Here is a 3,281-nt window from a genome sequence, read left to right as displayed (position 1 = left end):
GGCCTCTATATAGATAGAAGCCCAGTGCCAGGAGCTTAGTGCGACACCGCCCCACTGGCTCCCAAGCCAGTTTGCGAACGCACGAACTGCGGGAAGAACAGCGCCCGTTCATTGGCCGCCGCCGCCGACTTGTCGGTGATGGAGAAGAACCAGATACCGACGAAGGCGATGATCATCGAAAACAGCGCCGGGTACTCGTACGGATAGATCGGCTTCTCATGATGCAGGATCTGCACCCAGATGGTCGGGCCGATGATCATCAGCGCCACCGCACTTACCAGCCCCATCCAGCCACCGATCATGGCGCCACGGGTGGTGAGCTTCTTCCAGTACATGGAGAGCAGCAGCACCGGGAAGTTGCAGCTGGCTGCAATGGAGAACGCCAGGCCCACCATGAACGCGATGTTCTGGCTCTCGAACAAGATGCCCAGGCCGATAGCCAGCACGCCCAGGGTCACCGTGGTGATCTTGGATACGCGGATCTCGTCCTTCTCGTTGGCCTTGCCCTTCTTGATCACACTGGCATACAGATCGTGGGACACCGCCGAAGCACCGGCCAGGGTCAGGCCCGCCACCACCGCCAGGATAGTGGCGAAGGCCACCGCCGAGATGAAGCCCAGGAATACACTGCCGCCCACGGCATTGGCCAGATGTACCGCCGCCATGTTGTTACCGCCCAGCAAGGCGCCCGTGGCGTCCTTGAAGTCCGGATTGGTGCTCACCAGCAAGATCGCGCCAAAACCGATGATGAAGGTCAGGATGTAGAAGTAGCCGATGAAACCAGTGGCGTAGAGCACGCTCTTGCGAGCTTCCTTGGCGTCGCTCACGGTGAAGAAGCGCATCAGGATATGCGGCAGGCCGGCGGTACCGAACATCAGCGCCAGACCCAGGGAGAACGCCGAGATCGGATCCTTCACCAGGCCACCGGGGCTCATGATCGCCTCACCCTTGGGGTGGACCTTGATCGCTTCTGAGAACAGCACGTTGAAGTCGAAGCCCACGTGCTTCATCACCATCAACGCCATGAACGACGCACCGGAGAGCAGCAGCACGGCCTTGATGATCTGCACCCAGGTGGTGGCCAGCATGCCGCCAAACAGTACGTACAGGCACATCAGGATGCCCACCAGGATCACCGCCACGTGGTAGTCGAGGCCGAACAGCAGCTGGATCAGCTTGCCGGCACCCACCATCTGCGCAATCAGGTAGAACGCCACCACCACCAGCGAACCGCAGGCCGACAGGGTGCGGATCTGGGTTTGCCCGAGGCGATAGGACGCCACGTCGGCGAAGGTGTACTTGCCCAGGTTGCGCAAGCGCTCGGCGATCAGGAACAGGATGATCGGCCAGCCCACCAGAAAGCCGATGGAGTAGATCAGCCCGTCATAGCCCGACGTGAACACCAGGGCGGAAATCCCCAGGAAGGACGCCGCCGACATGTAGTCGCCGGCAATCGCCAAGCCATTCTGGAAGCCGGTGATCTTGCCACCCGCCGCGTAGTAGTCGGCAGCCGACTTGTTGCGCTTGGAAGCCCAATAAGTGATGCACAGGGTGGCACCGACGAACACCACGAACATCACGATCGCCGATACGTTCAGAGGTTGCTTGTGGACTTCTCCCGTCAGGGCGTCTGCGGCCCATAGAGCGGGAGCGAAGGTGGCCAGGCCGAGCGCTGCGAATAGACGGCGGATCATTGCTGAGCCTCCTTCAGGATCGCGTTGTTCAGCTCATCGAACTCACCGTTGGCGCGCCGCACATAGATGGCCGTCAGGATGAAGGCCGAGACAATCAAGCCGACACCGATGGGAATGCCCCAGGTGATGGATGATGAAGGACTGAGTTTGCTCCCCAGGATCTGGGGTCCATAGGCGATCAACAGGATGAAAGCCGAGTAAAGCCCAAGCATGATCGCCGAAAGAATCCAGGCGAACCGCTCCCGTTTGCTCACCAGCTCCTTGAAGCGCGGGCTGTTTTGAATCGAGAGGTAAATGCTGTCGTTCATTGTTTTTATCCTCGCAGCACAGATTTTAGGTGGAACGCAATCCACTCTATGCAGCTCTCAAACGCGTTCTAGACGACCTTAGTATTAGAACGACATTAACCCCCGCGCCAATGCTCCCCCGCAAAAAAACGGGGGCATCCGCGACGCCGTCGCGGATGCCCCCAAGCCCCTTGGAATAGACGCTGCGCTACTTACTTAGCGGTCCACTGCGCCACCCGCTCCGGGTGCTTGCCCACCCAATCCCTGGCCGCAGCATCAGGCTTGGCGCCCTCCTGGATGGCCAGCATCACTTCGCCGATTTCGTCTTTCGACGCCCACTGGAACTTCTTCAGGAACGCCGCCACCTCAGGCGCCTTCTTCTCCAGCTCCTTGCTGCCGATGCTGTTGACGGTCTCGGCGGCGCCATACACGCCCTTGGGATCCTCGAGGAAACGCAGTTTCCATTTGGCGAACATCCAGTGCGGCACCCAGCCGGTCACCGCGATGGATTCCTGTTTTTCCTCGGCGCGGGTCAGCTCGGCGATCATCGCCGCCCCGGAGCTGGCCTGCAGCTTGTAGTCCAGCCCATAGTCCTTGATCGCCTGGTCGGTCTTGAGCATCACCCCTGAGCCGGCATCGATCCCGACGATCTTGTTCTTGAAGCTGGCATCGCCCTTCAGGTCAGCGATGGACTTGGCCTTGACGTACTCCGGCACGATCAGGCCGATCTTGGCGTCCTTGAAGTTGGGGCCATAGTCCACCACCTTGTCCTTGTTCTTGGCCCAGTACTCGCCATGGGTCACCGGCAACCAGGCCGAGAGCATGGCGTCGAGCTTGCCGGTGGCCACGCCCTGCCACATGATCCCGGTCGCCACGGCCTGCAGCTTGACGTCATAACCGAGCTTCTTGATCACCTCCGCCGCCACGTGGGTCGTCGCCACGCTGTCGGACCAGCCGTCGACATAGCCGATGCTCAGGGTCTTGCTGTCAGCGCTGGCCAAGGTGGAGCTGATGGCAAGTACCATTGCGGCACCTGCGCCTAAGAGTCGTCGCATCTTCATCGTTACTTCCCCGAAAAGTGCAGTGCCAGGCGGCTGCCGGACACATCAACGTATGGTTATGGTGCTCGGCGCCTCCATCACGCCCGACCGCGAACACGTTCGATCATCAGCGGAGTACTGATGCCTGGATCATCAACCCGCCACCGGCGACGACCTGCTCTGACTGCGACCTCAAGGCAACAGCCAGCGACATCAGAAAGCCAGTAGCCCCCCTTGCGCCCCACGACGACAAGCCCGCG

General features: G+C 60.6%; 3 protein-coding genes. All 3 read right to left on the bottom strand.

Going from position 1 to position 3,281, the window contains the following annotated elements:
* Positions 1-35: 35 nt before the first annotated feature.
* A complete protein-coding gene (locus ACK6AU_RS31665) occupies positions 36-1,694 on the bottom strand; it encodes a cation acetate symporter (RefSeq protein WP_185700671.1) in 1,659 nt (552 codons plus the stop codon).
* Entirely contained in the window at positions 1,691-2,002 is a 312-nt protein-coding gene (locus ACK6AU_RS31660) for a DUF485 domain-containing protein (protein WP_022643099.1), read from the bottom strand. Before ACK6AU_RS31660 ends, ACK6AU_RS31665 begins: the two co-directional genes overlap by 4 nt.
* A gap of 191 nt (positions 2,003-2,193) precedes the next feature.
* On the bottom strand, positions 2,194-3,042 hold the full coding sequence (locus tag ACK6AU_RS31655; protein WP_409303680.1) for a glycine betaine ABC transporter substrate-binding protein: 849 nt from the start codon (positions 3,040-3,042) through the stop codon (positions 2,194-2,196).
* Between the last annotated feature and the right edge of the window lie 239 nt (positions 3,043-3,281).

Origin of the sequence: Pseudomonas sp. KCJK8993 (assembly GCF_046230915.1) — a bacterium.
In the GTDB taxonomy this organism is placed as follows: Bacteria; Pseudomonadota; Gammaproteobacteria; order Pseudomonadales; family Pseudomonadaceae; genus Aquipseudomonas; species Aquipseudomonas piscis.
Note: the sequence above shows the minus strand (reverse complement) of the source record. Positions and strands in the feature narration are given on the sequence as shown.